Here is a 638-nt window from a genome sequence, read left to right on the forward strand (position 1 = left end):
ATGATTTCACCGAAGTAGAAATGGTATACAAGCGGCCTTTCTTTTGGAAATAGGATTGGCTGAACTTGCAGACCTGCATTCGTTTTTTCAGTACAATGGCGGTTGTTCTGCCTATAAATCTAGACGTCAGCTGAAGACGGTCCCCGTTGATCGTCCATGCAGCCTCTTTATACGCGAGATAGCCGAAGAGCAACTCTATCGGCAGCAGGATGGCTGACAGATAGCCCCATGGCTGAAAGAAGATACATAACGGAATGATCAAAAAGAGTGAAAAAATGACAGAACGGAACAAATAGCGTTTCAACGCGCGCCGCGGCAGGCGGCGGCAGTTTTCTTCCAGCGTATATTCCGGCGTAAATGTTCGGAGCATGTGCGGAAGCTTTTTTTTATGAATCATTGGAAAGAGAATGGTCAAAGCGCCTTCTTCTTTTTCCCGGTCGCCGCCTCCTGCGCTGACGATGGACACCGTTACAAAGCCGAAAAGCTGGCGAATGATATTTTCTTTGATTTTAATGGCTTGTATTTTTCGCAATGGAATCGTGACTTGATGTTTTTCAATAATTCCCCTTGAAATCACAAGTTCCTGCTCTTTTTTTATGATTTGAAAGTTCGCGTATCTAAACATCATGCCCGCGATG

At 45.0% G+C, this 638-nt stretch carries 1 protein-coding gene; it reads right to left on the bottom strand.

Annotated elements, in window-relative coordinates; all coding sequences use genetic code 11:
* Positions 1-638: PH domain-containing protein (locus tag ACWHAR_RS28550; RefSeq protein ID WP_452088632.1), on the bottom strand; the 638-nt coding region annotated here is incomplete at both ends.

The sequence above is a fragment of the Bacillus sp. LR--39 genome (assembly GCF_053613335.1).